Raw genomic sequence first — 24377 nt, 5'->3', positions numbered from 1 at the left:
TTTATAGATATTATTTTATCATAAAAAAGTAAAGAATAAATAGGAGGAATACGTAATGAAACGTCTACTTGTCATACACACTGGTGGCACAATAAGTATGTCACAAGATCAAACTAATAAAGTGATAACGAATGAAGAAAATCCAATATCTCAACATCAAAATATCATTGGTCAATATGCAAAAGTTGACGAAATCAATCTTCTAAATATACCCTCGCCGCATATGACAATTTCGAATGTTGTGCGATTAAGAGACGAAATCATTACATATTCTAAAGAAAATATATATGATGGATTTGTTATTACTCATGGAACAGATACACTTGAGGAAACAGCTTTTTTAATAGATTTATTAATTGATATTCAAGAGCCCATAGTAATTACTGGAGCAATGAGATCATCCAATGAAATTGGTTCCGATGGTCTCTATAATTTTATTTCTGCTATAAGGGTTGCTACTTCATCTGAGTCTAATCATAAAGGTGTAATGGTTGTATTTAATGATGAGATTCATACTGCTCGTAATGTGACAAAGACACATACTTCGAATATAAATACATTTCAAAGTCCTAATCAGGGGCCTCTAGGTGTACTTACCAAGAATCGAGTACAATTTTATCATCATCCCTACAGACAAACTACCTATCAATATATCGATGTAAATTTACGTGTTCCACTTGTAAAAGCATACATGGGTATGGAAGATGATGTACTATCATTTTATGCACAACAGCACGTTGATGGTATAGTCATCGAAGCACTAGGACAAGGTAATCTTCCAAAAAGTTGTCTTAATGGACTACAGCAATGTCTAAAGAATAAGATTCCTCTAGTTCTCGTATCTAGATCATTCAATGGCATTGTTAGTCCTGTATATGCTTATGAAGGTGGTGGCGCAGATTTAAAAAATAATGATGTTATTTTTTCGAATGGTTTAAATGGACCAAAGGCAAGGCTAAAATTACTAGTTGGTTTGAGTCAGAATATGACTCATAATCAATTAGAGCGATATTTCGAAGAGTAATTAAAAAGAGTGGGACAAAAATTCTTATCGAGTTCATTGTCACACTCCGATTTCTATTAGTTGCGTGCATTGTCTATGAAATTTCTTTAGTGCAATTATACTCTAATTAAGGCTTACCTATCATTAATATGTGCATTTTAATTGAGTCATTGATTACCAATACATTAAGAAAGCTTGGGACATTGTTTAGTATCCCAAGCTTTTTGTAGGCTCTATGTTTCAAGTGGTGTTTGTTTTTTTGTCAAAATGCTTTGTGTAATGACACCACCATGGTATTTACCATTTTCGATAAAAATAGTATTTGCATCATTACCCGCAGCAATAACACCAGCTATATAACAATTTTCGACGTTTGTTTCAAATGTTTCTCGATTATAAACAGGAGCAGTACCATATTCATTGGTATGGATATCTATACCTATCGTTTTTAAGAAATCGTAATCTGGATGATAACCAATCATAGCAAAAACGTAGTCATTATCAATTTCTATAAGTTGACCATCTTTTTCATAAGTCACTGAATGATCGGTAATTTTGGTTACTGTCGCATTAAATTCCATCGTTATTTTTTCATGATTGACTAATGATTCGAAATTAGGTAATATCCATGGTTTAATTGCTTTAGGATACTGTTCACCACGATATAAAACAGTTACATTAGCACCAGCTTTTTCTAATTCTAACGCAGCATCAACAGCAGAGTTTTTGCCTCCAATAATAACAACATTTTGATTAAAATACGGATGTGCTTCTTTAAAGTAATGGAATACTTTAGGTAATTCTGCCCCTTCCGCTTCTAAAGTATTATGTTGACCATAATAACCCGTAGCAACAGTTAAATATTTACATTCATATACACCTTTTGTGGTTGTAATTGCAAATTTATTATTTATTTTTTTAACTGTTAAAACTTCTTCGAACGGATGTATGTTAAGTTGATGATGTTTAACGACTTCCCTATAGTATACAAGCGCTTGATTGCGTCTTGGCTTACTATCTTCAACAATAAAAGGAATATCTCCGATACTTAATTTATCACTTGATGAGAAAAAAGTCTGATGTGTTGGATAATTATAGATTGATTCAACAACATTACCTTTTTCAATTACTAATGTTTCAATACCTTTTTTCTTTTGTTCAATTGCTGCGCTTAATCCACATGGACCGCCACCTATAATGATGCTTTCAATAGTTTGCATACTTATCCTCCTTTAATCACCAAATAATTATATCAGTTATTCACTATTTTAGCTAAGACCTGAATTTTGAATTAAATAAAAATATAGCCCCAATATTGGTGTTTGTCACCAATACTGAGACTATTAATCATGTTATTGAGGAATAACTAGTGTTTGACCATTATGAATATTATTACTGCTTAATCCATTCGCACGTTTAATTTTATCTACGTTAGCTTGAGTTCCTTCTCCATAATATTGTATGGCGATACGATATAAGTTTTCTTGACCGTATACTGTATGTGATTGTTGTCCATGAGTTGTCTGTTGATTATTGCTATTTTGTTTTGCATTATCTTGTTGATTTTGGTTTGTATAATTTGAGTTATTATTAGCTACATTATCGTTATTATTAGTTGAAGTAGCGTTAGGATTTGAGGAACTATTATCAGAGTCATCATTAGTGTTCTTATCAGAATCATCATTAGCGTTCTTATCAGAATCAGATTTTTTGTCTTTTTTACTATCGTGATTTTTGTCTTTGTTATCTCCGGATTGCTCACCATCTTTTTTATCTGAGTCTTTCTTACTTTGATTCGCTATTTTTTGGTCATCACTTTTACTGTCGTTGTGATTATTTAGAGCCATACCACCGAATATTGCTATTGCACCTAGAATAAGAATGGCTGCTATGAGTGGTAACAAGATTTTCATGAAACCACCTTTTTTCTTATCATCTGAGTGGTTATTGTACTGATTGTTTTGACTAGAATTTTTTTCCTCATTATGATGTTTATTTTGTTTGTTATGATGCGCAGCACCAGCCGCACCAACTCCTGCAGCTGCGCCAGCACCGACTGCTGCTTTCTTGCCTTTTTTAGATTGCTTTTTGTCATCATTTTTAACAGATTTTTCGTCATTCTCATGATTTGACTGTTTAGAATCTTGTTTATCTTTTTTATTATGATGGTGTTTGGATGTTTCTGCTGCACCAGCAACACCAGCTGCACCAGCTATTCCAGCTCCTGTAGATACTTTTTTATCTTTGTTTGTTGAAGATTTTGATTGCGTACTTTCTGATTTATCCTTTTGTTGTTGAGCTTTAGGGCCGGGTCTATTTTGTGTTGATTTTGATTTATGTTCTGAAGACTCAGATTTTCCATTTACAATAGCTGCATCTTTTCCATCTATCATTCTACTATCTTGTGATTGTTTTTCAATTTTATTTTGCTGTTGCGAATTATCATGTTGTTGCTGTAACTGTGCTTCGTCATAACGGTCATCTAATGAACCTTCTTTAGTTTTAGCGTCACTATTTTTTTGATGCTTGTCGTCTTGATGTTTGCTTTGATTTGTAGCTGTCTCTCTGCGTCTTTTTCGTCGTTGTGCATTTCTTGGTGGAAATTGCTGATTTGAGTTATTAGATACACTGTTTTGAGAGTCTACTTCTTTATTATTTTCATTTGTTTTATCATCTTCTTTTAAATCTCTTTGATGCTCGTCTGGATTAATAGATTGACGATTCTTTTCAAAATCATCTTTAAAATTATTATTAGACACAACTATCATCCCTTCTATTTTGATTAATTACTCTATACCCACGTTAAAATTAAATATGTAAAATAATTAAAAGTATTTAACACTGCTTAATTGGGTCTACATATTGATTATAGCTTGTTAAATTTCAGTAAGTAAAGCGATAGCTAGGTTTCGAACAAATTATATAATTTTTCATTAAAACTTAGTTTTCTTTTCACCTTTTTACGATTCAATATCTGAATAGATTCTAAGCTTGAATCTTGATCACAACATTGTTTTGGACTTTGAGGATGTTCACCAAAAAATTCCAGCAAGTATTTGCGTCTACATTGATCTAAATTTGTATACCCCATCATTCTCATATAACCTAGTCGCTTACGTTGATATGATTGATGAAATATATCTTTAAGTTGGCTAAATGTGAATTGTAAGTTTAAAGTACTTAAAATTTTTTCCTTTTCATCTGGTAAGTGGTTTCCCATCTCAAACATTGTGATATCGTCATCAGTGATCATATCAGTGAATAGTAATGTTTCTAGAATAAAACTATCATCAGGTTGAAATAAGCTAATGGCTTGACTTTGTTTACCATCTCTACCAGCACGACCAATTTCTTGTAAATAGTTAGATGGTGAAGATGATAAATGAAAATGTATGACTGTACGAATATCTTTTTTATTTATTCCCATTCCAAAAGCACTTGTTGCTACTATAACTGGTATGTCATTATTAAAAAACTGTTGTTGAACTGTTTGGCGTTCCTGATAACTTAAATCTCCATGATATATACCTGTTAGATATCCTGAATCATAAATCATTTGGGCTAGTTCTAAACATCTTTTTTTAGAAGAAACATATATAATTGTAGGCCCAGAATTAGATAAAAATGGTAACAGCCATTCAATCTTCCCCTCATCATCATTAAAATTAAAGTGCTGTAAGCTAATATTTTTTCGATTCATACTTTTTTGAACTACATTTAATTTGAGTGATAAAATGTGAGATAAATCAGTTTCTAATTGAGGTGGTGCTGTAGCTGTTAGTGCTAACACTGTTGCTGAATTAAAATGATGAATAATTTTACCAACTAAAGCATAGTGAGGTCTAAAATCATACCCCCACTCTGATAAACAGTGTGCTTCATCTAATACTATTAATCCAAAGTTGATATGAGCGATGTACTTAAAATTATGGGGTTGCAATATATATTCTGGACTTAAATAAATAAATCGACTTTTACGTAGTCGTTTAATATTGTTTCTTTTTTCTACTTCGTCCATGCCAGAATGGATACATGCAACATGTGTTTCGCCTTTTAACTTCATTTGCATTACTTGATCATCCATAAGTGAAATGAGTGGTGATATAATTAATGTTGGTTTTTCTAATATATATGTTGGGAGTTGATAACATAAACTTTTACCACTACCAGTTGGTAAAATTCCAAGTGTATGCTTTCCATGAAGGACGCTATCAATAATTTCTTCTTGCCCCTCTTTAAATTCATCAAAACCAAACCATTTCTTTAAATTATCTTTCAGCAATTAAGTCACCTCTTTCTATTCCTACTATAACTAACTTAATTTGAAAGTAAGTCCAATCAGTAAAATGTTCTTTATGAAATTTTAATCGTTTACCTCGATGATTTTGATAGTAGTTTATAAATTCGAGAATATCTTTTTCATTTATAAATAATGTATAGTCAATCAGATAACCCTTAATATACATTTCTAGAACATGATCTTCAATTGTGTTAAGTTTTACATTTTGTAGTTGAGCAATTTCTTTTAAATTGAGCCCAGATTTTAACTTTTGATAGCTTAAGTATGTATTTGATTGTAATGGTGAAAAAATGATAGCTTGAGAAAGTATTGGATATTTCGTTGAATCTTTTAATTGATTCAATAAGGCAATCAGTTCATTCATTTCTCGTTCAAATAGTTCTAATTGTGGTATACCCTCAATTAAACTTATTTGTTGTCTAGTATACATAGATTCCTCATATCCTTGTAAATAATAATGAAGAAATGTATGGTTGGCTTTATTATTTAAATTCTCAAATAATAAATATATTTCGTCTATAGTTTTTGATACTTGATTTGATTCAATGACCTGTTGATAAATTTGTTTGACCCTTTGTTGAACATAGGTATTTTGAACAATTGGAATAAATGTATTTGACTCCTTGCGTTTATGAGATAACGTTTGGATAAGTAATTGTATGCAACTAAACGTTTGAGTGAGACTATCATAAGTGTATTGTGGATGTATTTTTACTTGAATTGATTTTTCAAAATCATCCTTTTGGAGTATAAATTGCTCAAAAGTTGAATACTTCAAATTAGGTAAACTATGATATAATGACAAAAGTTGTTGGCTTGACGCATCAAAAAACGTTTGGTGTGACTTCTTGCCTATTAAAATATTATAGATACTTTTATTGGTTTTGTAGTTAAATGCATGACTCATGGCATATGATAGTATATTGTACAAATTAAACCCTCACTCTATAAAACGAATAAATTGAAATGTAATCTATCGATGTCTACAATTGTATTTACAATACTAGTGTAGCATTTTTATCAAAGGAGGCGAATAAATATGGCAAAATATACAATCGTTGATATGGATACATGTATAGCATGTGGTGCTTGCGGTGCAGCTGCTCCAGATATATATGATTACGATGATGAAGGTATTGCATACGTAATCCTCGACGATAACCAAGGTACTGCTGAAGTGCCTGAAGAGTTATATGAAGATATGGAAGATGCACTAGAAGGTTGTCCTACTGACTCAATCAAAATTGAAGACGAACCATTTGATGGTGACGCACTGAAATTTGAATAATATATGATTCTTAGAATACATAAAAATTAATCTAAATAATTTATTACTATTTATAGTATATCAATTTGTATGAGAATTAATTGTTAAGTTAACTAACCATAAACAATAAAATAATAAGCTATTAGATGAATTGATCCCCAAATGAATTGTTTAATATGATTCATTTGGGGTTGTTTATTAGTAATTATTGATGACATTTTATATGGCTCATTAAAATCAGTGTTCTATTTGATAAGAAGTTTAAAATCATAATATCTTAAAGCGTTACGCTCACTATTGTTAAATTGTTTATGTGTTACATTTCTTTATATCTTTAGAAATAACATAAAGACAATGTCCACTTTTGAATATGAACATTGTCTTTATAATGGATAAATCAAAATAGTTTAAAATGTTTTTTATTTAATGATATGTCTTAGTCTTCTAAATAACAACACAAATATAATGGAAATGATTATGCCTTTAATTAAATTAAAAGGTATGACTCCAGACACAATAACAATTTTTACGTTATTAAGCACATCACCTAAATTAAATATCATTCCATATAATGGAAGTAACACAAAATAATTTAAAATGCTCAAAACAATAGTCATAACGATTGTACCTGTAATTAATCCATAAATTAAAGAACGATTATTTCTTCTTTTTCTATAAACATAGTATGATGATAGCAAAAAGCTGACACCTGCTAAAAAGTTAGCTACTGGTCCAACAGGATCCCCTATATTAAATAGAAAATTTAAAATATTTTTGATGAGTGCAACGATAATCCCAGCAATAGGACTTAAGAGGAATGTTGCTAATAACGTCGGAACATCACTAAAATCGAGAGTTAGATACGGTGGAATAAATGGCAATGGAAACTTGATGAAAGTTAACACAAACGCTACCGCACTTAACATACTAATTGTAATCAAACGTTTGTTTTGTTGCATATATAATTTTCTCCTTCCATTCATCTTACTTAGAAAAGGAGGAAATTTGTACAACAAAAAACCTCCATCTTCTCCCATCCAGACTATACTGTCGGCTTCAGACTTTCACTGAATCAAGACAAAGCAAAAATTAATACGTTGTCGTCGCAGGCTTAAATTACTGCCGGTTGGGAATTACACCCTACCCCGAAGATGAATATATCAATTTTATTTTAAAATTATAATACATGATTAGTTTTAAAAACTCAATATTTCTGCTTACTGTTAAAATAATTTTTAGACTTTAATAACAAAATATGAAGTCAATATATAACTTGGATTTAAGTTTTAACACATAAAATATTTACCAATAAATAAATAGACTTTATTGATTCTGAAATGATATCTTTAAACTTGTAGAAGTTATTCAAATATAATGATAATTAAATCTATGATCAATATAGTTATCGACTGATTATATACAAAATACGCCTGAGACATCACTCTGTGTCTCAGGCGTATTTCATATATTAATTTTGATGGGTAGCATTATAATTTCTCTGTTTTCAAAATAATCATTGAAACTGACAATTTATGATACTTTTCGGTTTCTAACTAATTTGTTTTGATTTAGGTAGTCTAATAATAAATGAAGTACCTTTGCCTAATTCGCTCTCAACATCAATACGTCCACCGTGTTCTTCAATAATCATTTTACAAATGAAAAGACCTAACCCAGTGCCTTGCTTACCTCTTTTTCGAGCAGCGTCTACTTTATAAAAACGGTCAAATACTTGTTTCAGATGTTCCGGCGCTATACCAGTGCCTGTATCAGTTATTGTTAAAATATTGAAATCTGAATCTTCATCAATAGAAATCTTTATAGAATCACCAGCTTGCGTATATCTTGTTGCATTATCAATTAGATTAGTTAATACTTGATCCATTCTATCCATATCATAGTTCCATAATTGTTCTTCATTATTAGAATCAAACGTCATTGTTAAACCTAACTCTTCACTTTGCATGCGATATTTAGACTCCATTTTATCAAGAAGATGCTGAATAGGTTGTAATTCCTTCTCAACTGATAATCCTTCAGCATCCATACGAGCTACATTTAGTAATTCATTGACTAAACGATTAAGTCGCTTAGATTCATCTAAAACGATTGCTAATGAGTCACGTATTTCATCTGGTTCGGTAACTATACCGTCTACTATGGACTCAGTGTAACCTTGTAATAAAGAGATTGGCGTACGTAATTCATGTGATACATTTGCTATAAAATCTTTTTTCATTTGATCAAGATTATGTTCATTTGTCATATCACGGATGACCATGACAATACCACTTCTACCATTCGTTTGAATTCTATCTATATAACTGGAGATAAATACATAGTATCTTGTATTAATTTCTAATTCTAAATACTCATTCTCTTGTGATTCAAATGTTGCTTCAATTTGCTGTTCAATAGATTCTTTTGAAAAATCATCAATGTGACGCATAATATCATCAGCCATCTTGTTCGACAATATGATTTCACGTTGATTATTAATACCTAGAACGCCTTCTACCATAGAGTTTAATAATGTATCTCTTATATTCTTAGATGAAGAAATTGCTTTGATATGTTCTTGAATTTCAACGTTCATGTTGTTAAATGCACGTGATAAATCACCTATTTCATCTTTAGTTGCGACTGTTGAAATTTGACTATAATCTCCTTCAGAAACTTTTTGTGCTTGAGTTTTTAATTGACGTAAGGGTTTTGTTATTCTATTAGATAAAAAGAATGCAAATATTGTGCTTGCTATAGTAAATATAATAGCAGTTATTAAGATAATAATTGTAATAGCATTATTTGTATCTTCGATAGATTTCAAATCTTTATATATAAAAACACCACTATAATGGCTCTGAGCACCCTTTTGAGCTTTCATTGGGTATCCTAACAAAAGATAAGATTGAGAATTACCTTTATTTTTTATTGTAATATTTTGGGTTTCATACTCACCTTCTTTAAACACTTTTTTAAATTTAGTACTCTTTTTTATTTCATTGAACATTTGTTTTTTAGTGTCTTTATATGATGAGTCTGGTTTCTCGCTCATGTCGTTCATAATAATGAGACCACCCGGTCCATCAATGAGTGTTTGGCTATTTTGGATAGCTAACGTTTTGTTATGAGACTTCTCAACAAGTGAACTAATTCTTTTGGCATCTTCTTTAATCGCATATTCTGTTTCTTGCGTAAAGTAATATTGTATAAAAGTGATTAATGAAACGCTTAATAAAATTAAAACTGTCGCTACTATTAAAATAATAGTTAACCACAGTTTTATAACAACACTATTTAGTCGGTTCATCACTAGGTTTTACCTCAAATTTATAACCGACACCCCACACAGTTTGTATCATTTGTGCAGCATCACTTGATACTCGATTTAACTTTTCTCTAAGTCTTTTGACATGAGTATCTACTGTACGCAAGTCCCCATAAAATTCGTAATGCCAAACCTCTTTAAGTAACTGTTCTCGATCAAATACTTTATTTGGAGTTTTAGCTAAATAGATGAGTAATTCATACTCTTTAGGTGTTAGATTCACTTGTTGATTATCCGCAAGGACCCGATGAGCGTCATTATCAATCACTAGATGACTAAATTCAATAATATCGCGTGCGTGCGGTTCGCTTTGCTCAGTGTTTGCAGTTTGTGTGCGTCTTAATAACGCCTTTACTCTCAATACTACTTCTCTTGGTGAGAAAGGCTTCACAATATAATCATCTGCTCCCGATTCAAATCCTTCAACACGATTTGTTTCTTCACCTTTTGCAGTAAGCATGATGATAGGTGTATCTTTATGTTCTCTAAGTTTAGAGGCAACTTCAATTCCATCCATTTCAGGAAGCATTAAATCTAAGAGGATGCACGCATAGTTGTTTTCAAGAGCAAGCTCGTAGGCTTCTTTACCATCTCTTGCTTCATGAATTTCAAAAGATTCTCTTTCTAAATATAATTTAAGTAATCTTCTAATTCTATCTTCATCATCAACGATTAAAATTTCGTTAGTCATACTTTTTACTACCTCCTACACTTGCTGTTAAATACATTTGTCATTATATCATAGGTTAACGATGTTGAGTGACTCAAAGGTTAACCTTGTGAAAAAAATATCAATCTTGATGGTAATTACATCTTTTTAGTGTTTATTTACCGTTTTCAGCCAAATGTCTTAATGTTTTTACTTCATGTGGTGTAAGAACTCTTCCTTCACCGGCGTTCAAACCTTTTAAATCTATGGGGCCAAATTGAATTCTTGCTAATTTATTAACTTGATGACCGAAATACTCAAACATACGTCTAACTTGTCTATTTCGCCCTTCACTAATTGTAATTTCAACTAAAGTCGTATTTTTCTCTTTATCTTGCTTTTTTATTTTAACTTGTGCTGGTTGTGTATATCCATCTTCTAATTCTATTCCTTTTTCAAGTTGCTTAATTTCCTCTCTCATTAAATAACCTTTTAATTTAGCGACGTATTTCTTTTTAATGTGATATCGAGGATGTGTCATCAAATTAGTAAATTCTCCATCATTAGTTAATAATAAAACTCCAGATGTGTCATAATCTAATCGTCCAACCGGATAAATACGTGATTCTAGATCATCAAAGTAATCCGTAACCACCCTACGTCCACGATCATCAGAAACACTCGTAATGACTTGAGTTGGTTTATAAAACAAAATATAAATTTTGTCTTCTTGTTCGATTTTAATACCATCAACTTCAACTAAATCTGATGGCATCACTTTGGAACCTAATTCTGTTACAGTTTGTCCATTGACTTTAACTCGTCCTTCAGTGATAAGTACTTCTGCTTTTCGACGAGATGTATACCCGCTTTTAGCGATTCTTTTTTGTAATCTTTCTTTTTCTTTACTCATTTGACTCTCCTTTTTGGTTAACTAAATTACTAAAGAATTCATCCATTTCTGCTTCATCATCTTCTGTAGTTGGTAATGCATCTAAGTTTTCGATTCCAAACACATTTAGAAATAAATCTGTGGTTAGTAAATGATGGCTTCTAGAATGATCAACATCTTTTGCTTCTACTAATCCTCTAGCAATTAAAGTTTTTACAGCTCCATCCGAATTAATTCCTCTAATCATTTCTATATCTCCACGAGTCAGCGGTTGATTATATGCAATAATAGAGAGTGTTTCCATTGCTGCTTGGGATAATTTCATTTTAGACTTTTCTTTGACTAATTGTTCTATGTATGTAAAAGTTTCTTTTTTTGTTGTAAGTACATAAGTTGACCCATATCTCTGAATTGTTAAGCCATGTGAATGATATCTACTAACTAAATCTTCTAATTGATTGAGGTTGATGTCTAATATGTCAATAATTTGTTTTTGCTCTAATCCTTCATCGCCGGAGGTATATAGTAATGCCTCAAGTATTGCAATATTATCCAATGCTATAGTTCACTCCTCTTATTATGTCAATATCATCAAATTGTTTTGTTTGTTTGATATTAACTACTCCTGATTTTGACATTTCTAAAATTGCCAAAAAATGAGTAACAACTTGTTCGACCGGTTCATGAAATGTAAATAAACTGAAAAAGTTAAACGATTCATGTTGTTTTAATCGTTCGGTAACCTGGGCTGTCGCTTGTTGAATCGTAAATGTTTCTTTTTTAATTTCTACAGATTTAGGAGTGTTAAGTTCAACCCGATTTTTAACTCTTTGATAAGCTACAATCAATTCAGTTAAATCAATCGTTTGATTAGGATCCCACGATTCATTTGTCTCTAAATGAGTAAGGTCCGTCGGATGTTTAGTAAAATAAAGATCGCGTTCTTCTTTCATAGTATTTAATATTTCAGTATATTCTTTATAGTTTTGATACTCAATAAGTCTTCCTACTAAGTCCTCACGAGGATCCTCTTCTATATCTTCTTCGATGCTCGATTGAGGCAATAGTAATTTACTTTTAATCATTAATAATTCTGATGCCATAACTAAATATTCACTAGCAACATTAATTTCTAGTTGATTCATCGCATGAACATATTGCATGTACTGTTCAGTTAAGGCTTTCATAGGGATATCATAAATATCAATTTCATATTTTTGAATTAGATGCAATAATAAGTCTAATGGACCATTAAATGCATCGAGTTTTACTTCATACATTACATCTACCTCTATATCAAATTGCGTCGTTAATGCATATTTCACTAAATTATTATAGCATGAATACATATAACTTTTAAATTATGGGTGAAATCTAATGGAACAATCATTAATGGATTATTATTATCAGTTTCATAAGCATCAACATTACTTTCTATGTCATGATATTTTAGAAGATGCTTGGAAATCACAAAATACTTTTTCAAAACATGATGCAGTGGTAAGTCTGATTTTGTTTGCAACAGCTAATTATCACTATCGACGTGGGAATTTAAAAGGCGCATTAAAATCTTTTGAAAAAGCGTTATTAACTATCAACCACGCTAAAGATGCGACTCAATTACACCTTAATATCAATGAATTTAAACAACTTATTATGAAAAGGATTGAAGCAGTTAAATTACAAAAACAATTTACTCCGTTACAATTACCTATTGAACTAGAGTTTCGGACACTTATTAAACGTAAATATCCGGATTATTTATTTACTTCTCAAATAATTAAGGAACCATATATTGTTGATCATCATATTAAACGTGACAGAACTGAAGTGATAAAAAATAGAGAACGTGCTCTATTCCATAGACAGTATCGAAATAGAAGTAATAAAAAAGACCAGTAAATTTATGGTTGGCTATTAAACATAAATTTACTGGTTACAAATTCCTATATTACTAAGCTCTTGGATGAAACTGCGTATACATTTTTCTGATTTGTGATTTGGATACATGTGTATAAAGTTGTGTTGTAGAAATGTCAGAGTGACCTAACATTTCTTGTACGGCTCTTAAATCTGCGCCATTTTCTAAGAGATGTGTTGCAAATGAATGCCGTAAAGTATGTGGTGTAAGCGTCTTATTGATATTAGCTTTCAAACCATATTGTTTAATGATTTTCCAAATGCCTTGTCTTGATAAAGATTTTCCGTGCATGTTAAGGAATAGCGCTTGGGTTGTGGTTTGTTTCAGTAATTGAGGTCTTACGGTTTCGATATACGTAGTTAAATATTCGATGACAGTATCTCCTAAGGGGACGATTCTTTCCTTATTCCCTTTTCCGAACACTCGTACAAATCCCATCATTAAGTTTACGTCTTCAACATCCAATTGAATAATTTCAGTTACACGCATACCTGTGGCGTATAAAAGTTCCAATATCGTACGATCACGATATCCATTATTCTTAGCTAAATCAGGCGTTTCCAGTAATGCTATTACTTCGTTTATTTCAAGCACATCTGGCAGTTTCTTTTCATATTTGGGCGTTTCTATTAAAACAGTTGGGTCTTTGGCAGCATATTTTTCGCGTAATGCAAACTGATGAAAGCTTCTTATTGTAGAAATAAACCTTGCGAGAGATTTTGAAGATTGCCCCATATCTATAAGGTGGCCAAGACACTCTTGGATAATTTGTCTATCAATAAAATCGATATGTGAAATCTTGTTATCTTCAAGATAATCTTTATATTTTTTCAAATCTCTTCGATACGCCCCTATAGTATTGTTACTTAATCCTTTTTCAATTTGAATAAAATTTAAATATTCGTCAATGATATTATTCATGTTAGCACCCCTATTGAAGCGGTAACTTGTCTATTGGCTAAGTTATTGCTTATTTTTGGCTTGGCATTCAGAACATACACCGTGAAACGTTAAACGGTGATCTAAAATCTTAAAATTAAACTCATTTTCAACACGATTTTCAACCTCAGGTAATAAATCTTCTTCAATTTCTTCGACTTTACCACATTCCATACAAACAAGATGATGATGGAAATGCTTGGCACCTTCTTTTCTTAAATCAAAACGAGCTACACCATCACCAAAATTTATTTTATCTAGCACTTTTATTTCAGCTAGCAATTCTAAAGTTCTATAAACGGTTGCTAACCCTATTTCTGGAGCCTTATCTTTGACTTTTAAGTACACATCTTCTGCGCTAAGATGATCTTTCTCATTTTCAATTAATACTCTAACAGTTGCCTCTCTTTGTGGAGTCAATTTATATGATGATTGTTGTAATTGCTGCTTCACGCGATTTAATCGTTCTTCCACGGAAGCCTCACTCCTCTACTAAGAATTATAATCATTTTAATTTAATCCATGGTTCATTTAATAAAATACCAATATTGTCGGTAAAAAGCAAGAAGATTTGCTTGTTATTTAGAATGATTATAATTTAATAATAGATGTTGCAACGCAATGATTGTTTTGGCATCCTCAATTTTATTATCTTTTAGCAATGAATCTATTTGACTTAAAGGTACTTTTTGAAGCTCGACAAATTCATCAGCATCTAAATTGGTTTCTCCAATCGTTAATTGGTCTGTAAAGTATATAGAAAGTTTTTCACTTGAAAATCCAGGAGACCCGTACATATTAGTGACAAATTGCAAATCTGAAGCAATATATCCTGTTTCTTCTTGTAGTTCTCTAATAGCCGCTTCTTTACGATCTTCACCCTGTTCTAATTTACCTGCAGGAATTTCCAAAAGTGGTTGATCTGCAGCCTTACGAAATTGTTTAACTAATAAAACTTCATTTTCAGGTGTTATTGCACACACTGCTACCGCACCATGATGAAACACAAGTTCACGTTTAGATGTACTGCCATCGGGTAATTCAACATCATGTACTTCTAAATCAATAATACTACCATTGTAAATAACCGTTCTATCGATTGTTTTTTCGTTTAATCTCATATTTAAACACGTTCCTTTTAATTGTTTTTATAAATTGATAAACTGAATTCGTCAGTTAAAGTGTATCGAAAGGAGACTGGACATGCAAAAAAATATTCTAAAAAGTGGCATCGAAATTTCTGAACTTGGGTTAGGTTGCATGAGTTTAGGCACAGATTATAAAAAAGCCCAACCTATTATTGAAAGTGCAATTGATAATGGTATTACGTATTTTGATACTGCAGATATTTACGATCAAGGAGTTAATGAAGAAATTGTTGGTAAAGCATTAAAAAAATATCAAAATCGTGATGACATCGTTATCGGAACTAAAGTTGGAAATCGATTAACTGACGATGGACATATGACGTGGGATCCTTCGAAAAAATATATTAAAGAAAGTGTTAAAGGATCTTTGAAACGATTAGGATTAAACCATTTAGACTTATATCAATTACATGGCGGAACAATAGACGATCCTCTGGACGAAACTATTAGTGCATTTGATGAATTAAAGCAAGAAGGATATATTCGCGCATATGGAATTTCATCTATACGCCCTAACGTGATAGACTATTATCTTAAAAATAGTCAAATTGAAACACTTATGTCCCAGTTTAATTTAATAGATAATCGTCCTGAAAGTCTTATTAATGATGTTCATGATAAGCAAGTTAAAATTCTAGCACGTGGCCCTGTATTTAAAGGTTTATTAACTTCAAAAAGTGTTGATGTTATAGATGAAAAATTTGAAAACGGTGTGTTAGATTACACTCAAGACGAATTAGGTAGCACGATTGCTTCTATTAAAGAATTGGAAAGTAATTTAACCGCGTTATCATTTAAATATTTAACTTCTCATGATGCTATGGGGTCAATTATTGTAGGAGCTAGTAACGTTGAACAACTTGAAGAGAATGTCCGCAATTATTATAAAGAAATTAGTTTAGATCAAATCAAATCCGCACGTAATAGAGTAAAAGATATTGAATATACACAACATTTGAAATAAAAGGATATTAACCAACTTGTTAAATACCTAAATGACTATACTTAAATAAAGAGATCCAACAGATAAAACGGTTAAATGACGTCTGTAGGATCTCTTTATTTTAAGGCAATACTAATACCAAAAATCATATTGACCACGTTGATAAAATCCGAAGATGAGGTTTTGAAAGATCATTTGTAAAAATGTCCATTCAGTCAATGTTGTTTTTTACCTTAAACTTTATTTTTTAATAGTTTTGGACAAAATTTTTCTAGTGTACGTGGACATAATTGATAAAATTTAAGCATTATTTGCATCCATGATGGTTGATTAATTTCAATTTTATTTAGTATTATTCCTTCCACTATTCGCTTGGCAAGTTGTTGTGGTTGCATCATCATGTGTCTATAATTTTTAAAATACTTAAGAGTAGGATCTGCGTTTTTATGGAATGGTGTATCTATTGGACCGAGCTGTGCATTGAGTACTTTTAATTCCGGTTGTTCTAATCTCAATGCATTAAGCACGGCGCTAAACCCTGCTTTCGATGCACCGTAATGGGCCGCATTAGCCTGAGAAACTAAAGCAGCTTGACTAGATATACCAACGATATATGCTGCTTTTACTAATTGGGGTTGAATCACTTTGTATAACAAATTAAAATTTGTAAGATTAATCTCGTAAGTTTCTAATATTTCACGAGTTGAATGTTCATTTATAGACTTAAAATATCCGACACCTGAACTATAGATGAAACCATTTATAGGTGTGGTTAAAAACGCTTGTAATGATTCAATATCTTTTCGTTGCATTAAATCACATTTAATCACATTGATATGTTCAGGTTTAAAATAGTTTTCTTTGATTCGATTGAACTTATCGATATTTCTTGCAAGTATAGTAACGTGGGCGCCTCTTTGAAGTAATTCATTGGTTATTGCATATCCTAACCCACTCGTTGCTCCAGTTATAATAAAGTGTTTACCTATCACGTCGCTCCTCCTTTATGTATATTTTAATAACAAGCTTAATAAAGTGTGATAGCATTCAATTTTATTTGTGTGTAATATTACTTAACTATGATATATGATACTATATATGCATAACTTTAAGTCAATGAATAGTATTCAAAATTGAAGGAGTTGAGATGAATATGAAACTTGTATTTTATGGCGCTGGTAATATGGCGCAGGCAATTTTTACTGGAATTATTAATTCCAACAATTTAAATGCAAATGATATTTATTTAACTAATAAATCCAATGAACAAGCATTAAAAAGCTTTGCAGAAAAATTAGGGGTTAATTATAGTTATGATGATGAAGCATTACTCAAAGATGCCGATTATGTATTTTTAGGTACAAAGCCCCATGATTTTGAAAATTTAGCTAATCGTATTAGAGAACACATTACGAACGATAATAGGTTTATTTCTATAATGGCAGGTTTATCTATTGATTATATTCGTCAGCAACTTAATACCAATAATCCACTAGCTCGTATTATGCCAAATACAAATGCTCAAGTTGGACATTCGGTTACTGGAATAAGTTTTTCAAATAATTTTGATCCTAAATCTAAAAATGAAGTGGATGAATTAATCAATGCATTTGGATCAGTTATAGAAGTCTCCGAAGAACATCTACATCAAGTTACTGCAATTACAGGAAGTGGGCCGGCATTTTTATATCATGTATTTGAACAATATGTAAAAGCAGGTACTGAATTAGGTTTAGAACGAAATCAAGTCGAAGAATCTATACGCAATTTAATTATTGGAACAAGTAAAATGATTGAGCGTTCAGATTTAAGTATGTCTCAATTAAGAAAAAATATTACATCTAAAGGTGGTACTACACAAGCTGGACTTGATGCACTATCTCAATATGATATTGTGTCGATGTTTGAAGATTGTTTAGGTGCAGCTGTGAATAGAAGTATGGAATTATCACATAAAGAAGATGAATAAATAAAAACGCTTTTCTCCTAAGATAGTATTCTGAGAGAAAAGCGTTTTATTATATTTTGAAGGTATCGAAATCTTTAACGAAATAAAAATGTGGAGAAGTTTGATCAAGGGATAACTCATTGTATATTGATGTAACTTCATCAATGTTATATCTGTTACTGATATGAGTGATAAGACTTTTATTTACATTGGCTTGCTTAATTAGATTAAATACATCGTCTATATGACTATGATGGTAATTATTAGCAAGTTTCTTATCTCCTTCAATGTAAGTTGCTTCATGAATCATTAAATCAGAGTTGTTTGCTAATTTATATTCATTTTCACACGGTTTTGTATCACCAAATATACTGATAATTGGACCAGGTTTAGCTTTACCTTTAAAATCATCTGAATTGTATATTAATCCTTTATATTCGAACGTTTCTTGTAATTTAACTTCCTGATATTTTGGACCAGGTTCTAGTCCAATATCTCTCAAGGCATCTACATTGATTGTACCAGGCGTGATTGGGGCTTCAATACGATATCCGAATGAAGGAATGCCATGGTTAAGCATTTCAGCTTGTACAGTAAAACCATTGTGGTGATACGCTAATTGTTGATTGATTTCGATATAGGTAATCGAATAATTTAAATGCGATTCAGAAAGTTGTAAAGATGTTTCGATGTAATTTTGAATCCCTTTAGGCCCTATAATAGTAAGGGGTTTATTTTCTCCACCTTGAAACGAACGACTTGTTAGTAGTCCAGGGAGACCAAAAATATGATCACCATGCATATGTGTTATAAAAATATGATCTATCTTCCCTAACTTAATAGAATGTCTTAAAATTTGATGTTGTGTTCCCTCGCCCACATCAAATAACCATATCGAATTTGAATATGGTTCTAGATTTAAAGCAATGGATTGTGTATTTCTCTCTTTCGTCGGTAACCCAGCACTTGTACCGAAAAATGTAACTTCCATGCTTCATCCTCCTCTTCTTAACTCATTTTATCATACGTAAGAATAATTTCTATATCAAGAAATAAAATATAATTATAAACTATTATCGCATAATCATTTTTGATATTATTTTATTAAGCGCAAACTTGTGTCTCATATTTGTTAAAGTTGATTTTTTGAGTCATAAAGCATTTTTCAATTTATTTTACTTAACTTTAAGCAAATATAATGACCTTAAGTTGTGATTATCATATAATAAATTAATCTAGTATGTTTTGATATGAATTAAAATTACATTCCTATCAAATGAAATCCATAAGCATATTTAACTATGTGATTGATTTACTTTTAATACTACGCAATAAAAGTATCGTAACTAAAATTATGTTTAATCATAAAGTATATCATCTTTTATTATATTTATTTAAGAATTGAGGTTTTAATCTTGAGTACTAAACAAAAACACATTCCTTGTTTGATTACAATATTCGGTGCCACAGGAGATTTGAGTCATAGAAAGCTATTTCCTTCTATATTTCATTTATATCAACAAGATAATTTAGATGAACATATTGCTATTATTGGTATAGGACGTCGCGACTATAATAACGAACAATTTCGCGACCAAGTTAAAGCGTCAATTCAAACTTATGTTAAAGATACAGATAGAATTGATGAGTTTATGACGCATGTTTTTTATCATAAAACTGACGTGAGTGATAAAGATAGTTATCAGTCATTACTTCAATTTAGTGAGCGACTAGATTCAGAATTTGCTTTAGGTGGAAATCGTCTGTTTTACTTAGCTATGGCACCACAATTTTTTGGAGTGATCTCAGATTACCTTAAATCTTCTGGTCTTACTCAAACAAAGGGCTTTAAACGCTTAGTTATAGAGAAACCATTTGGCAGTGATCTTAAATCTGCTGAATCATTAAATAATCAAATAAGACGTTCGTTTAAAGAAGAAGAAATATATCGGATAGATCACTATCTTGGCAAAGATATGGTGCAAAATATAGAAGTATTACGATTCGCAAACGCAATGTTTGAACCTTTATGGAATAATAAATACATTTCAAATATTCAAGTTACATCATCAGAAGTATTAGGTGTCGAAGATCGTGGTGGGTATTATGAATCTAGTGGTGCACTTAAAGACATGGTACAAAATCACATGCTACAGATGGTTGCTTTACTTGCAATGGAAGCACCGATAAGTTTGAATAGTGAAGATATACGTGCAGAAAAAGTCAAAGTACTTAAATCTCTTAGACAATTAAAACCAGAAGAAGTTAAAAAGAATTTCGTGCGTGGTCAATATGATCAAGGCACTATAGATGGTAAACAGGTTAAGTCATATCGAGAAGAAGATCGTGTAGCAAAGGATTCGGTTACACCTACATTTGTATCGGGTAAATTAACAATTGACAACTTTAGATGGGCTGGAGTTCCTTTCTATATTAGAACAGGTAAACGCATGAAATCAAAAACGATACAAGTCGTAGTAGAATTTAAAGAAGTACCTATGAATTTATATTATGAAACTGACAATTTACTAGATTCCAATTTGCTAGTCATTAATATTCAACCAAATGAAGGAATTTCATTGCATTTAAATGCTAAAAAGAACATTCAAGGAATTGATACTGAGCCCGTGCAATTATCATACGCAATGAGTGCCCAAGATAAAATGAATACCGTAGATGCATATGAAAACTTATTGTTTGATTGTCTTAAAGGTGATGCGACTAATTTTACACATTGGGAAGAATTAAAATCTACTTGGAAATTTGTAGATGCAATCCAAGATCAATGGACAATGGTTGAACCATGTTTCCCTAACTATGAAGCGGGCACAAATGGCCCTCTTGAAAGTGATCTTTTATTAAGTCGCGATGGGAATCATTGGTGGGATGATATCCACTAATATGAATTTTATATAAATATAGATTAGTGTGAATGATGATATCTTAATTTACACAACGTTCAAAAGAACTTGTAGTGATTAAGACTATAATCATTCACATTTTTTATATTTTTGCAAAAAATTAATCTAGCTTTAAGATGTATAATATTTAAAAATAATGTACAATAAAGATTATGATTGAATTTAATTGGAGTGAAAGTTTTGGACGTTATCAAGCAAATACAACAAGCAATTGTATATATTGAGGATCGTTTGTTAGAGCCTTTTAATTTGCAAGAATTAAGTGATTACGTTGGTCTTTCGCCGTATCATTTGGATCAATCTTTTAAGATGATTGTTGGTCAGTCACCAGAGGAATACGCACGTGCACGTAAAATGACAATAGCAGCAAACGATGTTGTTAATGGAGCTAGTCGATTAATGGATGTTGCTAAGAAATATCGTTATGCGAATTCAAATGATTTCGCAAATGATTTTAGTGATTTTCATGGTATCTCACCTATTCAAGCTACAACAAAAAAAGATGAACTAAAAATACAGAAACGATTGTATATAAAATTATCAACGACTGAAAATGCACCCTATACATACAGGCTTCAAGAGACTGATGATATATCTTTAGTTGGCTATTCAAGATTTATTCCTACTAAGCAATTATCAAATCCATTTAATATCCCAGACTTTTTAGAGGATTTATTAGTAGATGGTTATATTAAAGAACTTAAACGTTATAATGATACGAGCCCGTATGAATTATTTGTAGTCAGTTGTCCTCTGGAACAAGGTTTAGAAATATTTGTTGGTGTTCCGAGTGAACGTTACCCTTCACACCTTGAAAGCAGATTTTTACCTGGTCGCCATTATGCATTGTTTAATTTACAAGGTGAAATTGATTATGCTACAAACGAGGCTTGGTATTATATTGAATCTAGCTTACAACTAACTTTACCCTATGAGCGAAATAGTTTATATGTTGAGATTTATCCACTTGATATTTCATTTAATGACCCGTTCACTAAGATTCAACTATGGTTACCTATTAAACAAGAAATCTATGATTTAGATGAGGATTATCAAAATTAAGATGTGACATAGAGTTATGAGGTTATCAGTATTATATGAATTGTGTTTTGAATTCCAACTCGATAGATTTGTTGAATTTTAGAATGAAATTCTTCGAGTTGTGTTCAACTAAATTTAGTCGGGACAAACTTAATATAAATGAGTTATGGACTACCAATGTATAGTGAACACGCCAGTGAGGTAATTAACGTCACTGGCGTGTTCATTATTAATTTCTGAATTATCGTCACGGTATTATATTTCAACGACGAATGCTTCATACGGTTTAATATGGTCTAAATTTATATCATTTAAGTGATAATTATGCAATTTTATATCTACAGATGAAATATCTAATTCAAAAGGTAGGTTTAGTTCTGATACTTCATTTGTTAGATTGGCTACAATTAATACTGTATTGTTTTTAAATGAGCGTGTATATGCAAAAACATGCTCATTTTCTGCATCGACCATATTAAACTTACCGTAGGTGTAAATCAAATCAGATTTTTTAAGTTGAATTAACGCTTTATAATAAGAGAGTATCGAAAACTTATCATTTAGTTGTTGTTTAACATTAATTTCTGTATAGTTAGGGTTTACATGAAACCATGGCTTACCAGTAGTGAATCCACCATTGATTGAATTATTCCATTGCATTGGAGTCCTTGCATTGTCTCGGTTTTCCATTTTATATTTATCTAGTAATTGATTGACATCTCCACCTTCTTTTTTGACTATTTGATATTCAGTTTTAACTGCGACATCGTTGAAACTTTCAATGCTTTCAAATGGATAATTAGTCATACCTATTTCTTGACCTTGGTAAATAAAAGGTGTGCCCTGTTGTAAAAAGTAGGCAGTAGCGTGACTAGTTGCTGATTCATACCAATAATTTTTATCATCACCCCAGGTTGAAACACGGCGTGGTTGATCATGGTTTTCGATAAATAAAGCATTCCAACCTACATTTTCTAGTTGCTTTTGCCAACGATTTAAGACTTGTTTATAGGATTTAACATCGAATTTCGTATCGCCAGTACTCCATAAACCGAGATGTTCAAACTGGAATATCATATTAAATTTCCCTTTTTCTTCTCCTACCCATTCTTCAGCATCATTAGGAGTGACACCATTAGCCTCGCCTACAGTCATAATGTCATACCGACTTAACGATTTATCTTTCATTTCTTGGAGCCATTCTTGTATTCCTGGCTGATTCATATCTACATCAAATGCTGGAGCAAATTTTTTGCCATCAGGTATAGGTAAATCTCCTGCTTCAAAATTCTTTTTAATATGAGTAATGGCGTCAACTCTAAATCCATCAATACCTTTTTCAAACCACCAATTCATCATATCAAACACAGCTTGTCTTACATCTGGATTTTCCCAATTTAAATCTGGCTGCTTTTTGCTAAATAAATGGAAATAGTATTGCTTAGTCGATTCGTCAAACTCCCAAGTTGAACCATTAAAGATACTTTCCCAGTTATTAGGTTCAGATCCATCAGGTTTAGGATCCGCCCAAATATACCAATCTCTTTTTGCACTTGCTTTACTAGATTTTGATTCAATAAACCATGGGTGTTCATCTGATGTGTGATTCACCACTAAGTCTAATATTAATTTCATTCCTCTTTGATGTATGCTTGATAACAATTGATCAAAATCGTCCATTGTACCAAATTCACTCATAATGCCTTTGTAGTCACTAATATCATATCCATTGTCATCGTTTGGTGATGGATACATTGGGCTTAACCAAATGACATCTATTCCTAAATTTTCTAGATAATCTAATTTTTCAATTAATCCAGGCAAATCACCTATTCCATCTCCATTACTATCATTAAAACTACGTGGATATACTTGATATGCAACAGCTTCTTTCCACCAATTTCTTTTCATAAAATCATCTCCTCTATTATTAAAAAAACTAAAATATTAAAATAAACAAAATTAATAAGTTAAAATAAAAGGACTCATTAATTTTGATAAAAATTATGCTAAGAGAAAACGTTTACATTAAAATTTCAATAAAATCCCACCCAATTTAGAGTGAGATTTTTTAATT

Annotated in this window: 23 protein-coding genes and 1 riboswitch; of the genes, 7 read left to right on the top strand and 16 right to left on the bottom strand. The window is 31.3% G+C overall.

Annotated features, from left to right (window positions below; all coding sequences use genetic code 11):
* The first annotated feature begins 55 nt into the window (after nucleotides 1-55).
* Complete coding sequence (locus tag NST35_RS06425) at nucleotides 56-1024, top strand: asparaginase (protein WP_002457692.1); 969 nt, start codon at nucleotides 56-58, stop codon at nucleotides 1022-1024.
* A 212-nt stretch (nucleotides 1025-1236) separates the two neighbouring features.
* On the opposite strand, the gene ypdA is transcribed toward NST35_RS06425, so the two are convergent.
* The 4 genes from ypdA to NST35_RS06405 form a co-directional block, all read right to left on the bottom strand.
* Nucleotides 1237-2223: a bacillithiol disulfide reductase YpdA gene (gene ypdA, locus NST35_RS06420; protein WP_001831121.1), complete on the bottom strand. Its 987-nt coding sequence runs from the start codon at nucleotides 2221-2223 to the stop codon at nucleotides 1237-1239.
* Between the two features lie 132 nt (nucleotides 2224-2355).
* The gene (gene ebpS / locus NST35_RS06415; RefSeq protein ID WP_002457693.1) at nucleotides 2356-3762 is read right to left on the bottom strand and encodes an elastin-binding protein EbpS; all 1407 of its coding nucleotides are present in this window, start codon (nucleotides 3760-3762) and stop codon (nucleotides 2356-2358) included.
* Between the two features lie 143 nt (nucleotides 3763-3905).
* On the bottom strand, nucleotides 3906-5285 hold the full coding sequence (locus tag NST35_RS06410) for a RecQ family ATP-dependent DNA helicase (protein ID WP_002457694.1): 1380 nt from the start codon (nucleotides 5283-5285) through the stop codon (nucleotides 3906-3908).
* The gene (locus tag NST35_RS06405) at nucleotides 5272-6234 is read right to left on the bottom strand and encodes a helix-turn-helix domain-containing protein (RefSeq protein ID WP_002457695.1); all 963 of its coding nucleotides are present in this window, start codon (nucleotides 6232-6234) and stop codon (nucleotides 5272-5274) included. The genes NST35_RS06410 and NST35_RS06405 overlap by 14 nt, the downstream gene beginning before the upstream one ends.
* A gap of 108 nt (nucleotides 6235-6342) precedes the next feature.
* On the opposite strand from NST35_RS06405, the gene NST35_RS06400 reads away from it, so the two are divergent.
* Nucleotides 6343-6591: a ferredoxin gene (locus NST35_RS06400; RefSeq protein WP_001831262.1), complete on the top strand. Its 249-nt coding sequence runs from the start codon at nucleotides 6343-6345 to the stop codon at nucleotides 6589-6591.
* A 398-nt stretch (nucleotides 6592-6989) separates the two neighbouring features.
* Here the strand turns inward: NST35_RS06400 and NST35_RS06395 are convergent, their stop codons facing one another.
* The 6 genes from NST35_RS06395 to NST35_RS06370 form a co-directional block, all read right to left on the bottom strand.
* Nucleotides 6990-7529, bottom strand: a complete 540-nt coding sequence (locus tag NST35_RS06395; RefSeq protein WP_002457696.1) for an ECF transporter S component — start codon at nucleotides 7527-7529, stop codon at nucleotides 6990-6992.
* A 62-nt stretch (nucleotides 7530-7591) separates the two neighbouring features.
* Nucleotides 7592-7727, bottom strand: a riboswitch (FMN riboswitch).
* 392 nt (nucleotides 7728-8119) lie between these two features.
* Nucleotides 8120-9880, bottom strand: a complete 1761-nt coding sequence (locus tag NST35_RS06390) for an ATP-binding protein (RefSeq protein ID WP_002457697.1) — start codon at nucleotides 9878-9880, stop codon at nucleotides 8120-8122.
* Nucleotides 9864-10589 (bottom strand): response regulator transcription factor, encoded by a 726-nt coding sequence (locus tag NST35_RS06385; RefSeq protein WP_002446487.1) that lies wholly within the window; start codon nucleotides 10587-10589, stop codon nucleotides 9864-9866. The genes NST35_RS06390 and NST35_RS06385 overlap by 17 nt, the downstream gene beginning before the upstream one ends.
* Before the next feature lie 133 nt (nucleotides 10590-10722).
* A complete protein-coding gene (locus tag NST35_RS06380; RefSeq protein ID WP_002457698.1) occupies nucleotides 10723-11460 on the bottom strand; it encodes a pseudouridine synthase in 738 nt (245 codons plus the stop codon).
* Nucleotides 11453-11995, bottom strand: coding sequence for an SMC-Scp complex subunit ScpB (gene scpB, locus NST35_RS06375; RefSeq protein ID WP_002500992.1), 543 nt, complete (start codon nucleotides 11993-11995; stop codon nucleotides 11453-11455). The genes NST35_RS06380 and scpB overlap by 8 nt, the downstream gene beginning before the upstream one ends.
* Nucleotides 11988-12719 (bottom strand): segregation and condensation protein A, encoded by a 732-nt coding sequence (locus NST35_RS06370; RefSeq protein ID WP_002457699.1) that lies wholly within the window; start codon nucleotides 12717-12719, stop codon nucleotides 11988-11990. Before NST35_RS06370 ends, scpB begins: the two co-directional genes overlap by 8 nt.
* Nucleotides 12720-12816: 97 nt before the next feature.
* Here NST35_RS06370 and NST35_RS06365 point away from each other — a divergent pair, with 97 nt between their 5' ends.
* Entirely contained in the window at nucleotides 12817-13341 is a 525-nt protein-coding gene (locus tag NST35_RS06365; RefSeq protein ID WP_020362153.1) for a DUF309 domain-containing protein, read from the top strand.
* 52 nt (nucleotides 13342-13393) lie between these two features.
* On the opposite strand, the gene xerD is transcribed toward NST35_RS06365, so the two are convergent.
* From xerD to NST35_RS06350, 3 genes are all read right to left on the bottom strand, one after another.
* On the bottom strand, nucleotides 13394-14281 hold the full coding sequence (gene xerD, locus NST35_RS06360) for a site-specific tyrosine recombinase XerD (protein WP_340747278.1): 888 nt from the start codon (nucleotides 14279-14281) through the stop codon (nucleotides 13394-13396).
* Between the two features lie 42 nt (nucleotides 14282-14323).
* Complete coding sequence (gene fur, locus NST35_RS06355) at nucleotides 14324-14773, bottom strand: ferric iron uptake transcriptional regulator (RefSeq protein WP_001831103.1); 450 nt, start codon at nucleotides 14771-14773, stop codon at nucleotides 14324-14326.
* A 104-nt stretch (nucleotides 14774-14877) separates the two neighbouring features.
* Nucleotides 14878-15420, bottom strand: a complete 543-nt coding sequence (locus NST35_RS06350) for an NUDIX hydrolase (RefSeq protein ID WP_002457702.1) — start codon at nucleotides 15418-15420, stop codon at nucleotides 14878-14880.
* 82 nt (nucleotides 15421-15502) lie between these two features.
* On the opposite strand from NST35_RS06350, the gene NST35_RS06345 reads away from it, so the two are divergent.
* On the top strand, nucleotides 15503-16411 hold the full coding sequence (locus NST35_RS06345) for an aldo/keto reductase (protein ID WP_002457703.1): 909 nt from the start codon (nucleotides 15503-15505) through the stop codon (nucleotides 16409-16411).
* A gap of 212 nt (nucleotides 16412-16623) precedes the next feature.
* Here NST35_RS06345 and NST35_RS06340 read toward each other — a convergent pair whose 3' ends face one another.
* The gene (locus NST35_RS06340) at nucleotides 16624-17382 is read right to left on the bottom strand and encodes an SDR family NAD(P)-dependent oxidoreductase (RefSeq protein ID WP_002457704.1); all 759 of its coding nucleotides are present in this window, start codon (nucleotides 17380-17382) and stop codon (nucleotides 16624-16626) included.
* Between the two features lie 161 nt (nucleotides 17383-17543).
* Between NST35_RS06340 and proC the strand changes: the two genes are divergently transcribed.
* Entirely contained in the window at nucleotides 17544-18359 is an 816-nt protein-coding gene (gene proC / locus NST35_RS06335) for a pyrroline-5-carboxylate reductase (RefSeq protein ID WP_001831307.1), read from the top strand.
* 49 nt (nucleotides 18360-18408) lie between these two features.
* Here the strand turns inward: proC and rnz are convergent, their stop codons facing one another.
* Nucleotides 18409-19329 (bottom strand): ribonuclease Z, encoded by a 921-nt coding sequence (gene rnz, locus NST35_RS06330; RefSeq protein WP_002446497.1) that lies wholly within the window; start codon nucleotides 19327-19329, stop codon nucleotides 18409-18411.
* 424 nt (nucleotides 19330-19753) lie between these two features.
* Between rnz and zwf the strand changes: the two genes are divergently transcribed.
* Both zwf and NST35_RS06320 read left to right on the top strand, forming a co-directional pair.
* On the top strand, nucleotides 19754-21238 hold the full coding sequence (gene zwf, locus NST35_RS06325; RefSeq protein ID WP_002446498.1) for a glucose-6-phosphate dehydrogenase: 1485 nt from the start codon (nucleotides 19754-19756) through the stop codon (nucleotides 21236-21238).
* A gap of 201 nt (nucleotides 21239-21439) precedes the next feature.
* Nucleotides 21440-22321: an AraC family transcriptional regulator gene (locus tag NST35_RS06320; RefSeq protein WP_002457705.1), complete on the top strand. Its 882-nt coding sequence runs from the start codon at nucleotides 21440-21442 to the stop codon at nucleotides 22319-22321.
* Nucleotides 22322-22555: 234 nt separating this feature from the next.
* Here the strand turns inward: NST35_RS06320 and NST35_RS06315 are convergent, their stop codons facing one another.
* On the bottom strand, nucleotides 22556-24211 hold the full coding sequence (locus NST35_RS06315) for a glycoside hydrolase family 13 protein (RefSeq protein ID WP_002457706.1): 1656 nt from the start codon (nucleotides 24209-24211) through the stop codon (nucleotides 22556-22558).
* Between the last annotated feature and the right edge of the window lie 166 nt (nucleotides 24212-24377).

The organism is Staphylococcus sp. FSL W8-0304 (assembly GCF_038006565.1).
In the GTDB taxonomy this organism is placed as follows: domain Bacteria; phylum Bacillota; class Bacilli; order Staphylococcales; family Staphylococcaceae; genus Staphylococcus; species Staphylococcus epidermidis.
Note: the sequence above shows the minus strand (reverse complement) of the source record. Positions and strands in the feature narration are given on the sequence as shown.

Excerpts from the sequence above, each read along its gene's own strand:
- NST35_RS06395 (WP_002457696.1), bottom strand. The coding sequence starts at position 7,529 with ATGCAACAAAACAAACGTTTGATTACAATTAGTATGTTAAGTGCGGTA.
- NST35_RS06425 (WP_002457692.1), top strand. The coding sequence starts at position 56 with ATGAAACGTCTACTTGTCATACACACTGGTGGCACAATAAGTATGTCA.
- NST35_RS06385 (WP_002446487.1), bottom strand. The coding sequence starts at position 10,589 with ATGACTAACGAAATTTTAATCGTTGATGATGAAGATAGAATTAGAAGA.
- NST35_RS06380 (WP_002457698.1), bottom strand. The coding sequence starts at position 11,460 with ATGAGTAAAGAAAAAGAAAGATTACAAAAAAGAATCGCTAAAAGCGGG.
- NST35_RS06365 (WP_020362153.1), top strand. The coding sequence starts at position 12,817 with ATGGAACAATCATTAATGGATTATTATTATCAGTTTCATAAGCATCAA.
- NST35_RS06370 (WP_002457699.1), bottom strand. The coding sequence starts at position 12,719 with ATGTATGAAGTAAAACTCGATGCATTTAATGGTCCATTAGACTTATTA.
- NST35_RS06345 (WP_002457703.1), top strand. The coding sequence starts at position 15,503 with ATGCAAAAAAATATTCTAAAAAGTGGCATCGAAATTTCTGAACTTGGG.
- ypdA (WP_001831121.1), bottom strand. The coding sequence starts at position 2,223 with ATGCAAACTATTGAAAGCATCATTATAGGTGGCGGTCCATGTGGATTA.
- NST35_RS06400 (WP_001831262.1), top strand. The coding sequence starts at position 6,343 with ATGGCAAAATATACAATCGTTGATATGGATACATGTATAGCATGTGGT.
- NST35_RS06315 (WP_002457706.1), bottom strand. The coding sequence starts at position 24,211 with ATGAAAAGAAATTGGTGGAAAGAAGCTGTTGCATATCAAGTATATCCA.
- NST35_RS06350 (WP_002457702.1), bottom strand. The coding sequence starts at position 15,420 with ATGAGATTAAACGAAAAAACAATCGATAGAACGGTTATTTACAATGGT.
- xerD (WP_340747278.1), bottom strand. The coding sequence starts at position 14,281 with ATGAATAATATCATTGACGAATATTTAAATTTTATTCAAATTGAAAAA.
- rnz (WP_002446497.1), bottom strand. The coding sequence starts at position 19,329 with ATGGAAGTTACATTTTTCGGTACAAGTGCTGGGTTACCGACGAAAGAG.
- NST35_RS06390 (WP_002457697.1), bottom strand. The coding sequence starts at position 9,880 with ATGAACCGACTAAATAGTGTTGTTATAAAACTGTGGTTAACTATTATT.
- proC (WP_001831307.1), top strand. The coding sequence starts at position 17,544 with ATGAAACTTGTATTTTATGGCGCTGGTAATATGGCGCAGGCAATTTTT.